The sequence below is a fragment of the Janthinobacterium sp. FT14W genome, assembly GCF_009208755.1.
Taxonomy (GTDB): Bacteria; Pseudomonadota; Gammaproteobacteria; order Burkholderiales; family Burkholderiaceae_D; genus Janthinobacterium; species Janthinobacterium violaceinigrum.
The window spans coordinates 1-362 of sequence record NZ_WFLL01000149.1 but is presented as its reverse complement, the minus strand read 5'-3'; the positions used below and the strand labels follow the sequence as shown (position 1 = coordinate 362).

Sequence of the window (362 nt, the reverse complement as noted above, 5' to 3'; positions counted from 1 at the left end):
TAACAAGCCTGACGATAACCTACTTTCACACTGGTTGCAGCACTATCATCGGCGCAAAGTTGTTTCACGGTCCTGTTCGGGATGGGAAGGGGTGGGACCAACTTGCTATGGTCATCAGGCATAACTTTTTCAACAGCCTGCTCCCAATGGGGCAGCAAACCATCTGATCTGAGGAGGCGAATTATATAGCAATTTGCCTGAAGGTGGGGCCAAAAGTAATCGTTTTATCGCGACAAAACCGCCAGACGAAAAAAAACCCCGCCATGGCTGGCGGGGTTTTTCTCTACTGCGAATAACAAGCCTGACGATAACCTACTTTCACACTGGTTGCAGCACTATCATCGGCGCAAAGTTGTTTCACG

The 362-nt window shown here is 48.9% G+C and carries 1 rRNA gene; it reads right to left on the bottom strand.

The annotated features are described in order from the left end of the window. Positions 1 to 6 precede the first annotated feature (6 nt). Positions 7 to 119: ribosomal RNA gene (gene rrf / locus GCN74_RS28385) — 5S ribosomal RNA — on the bottom strand. Between the last annotated feature and the right edge of the window lie 243 nt (positions 120 to 362).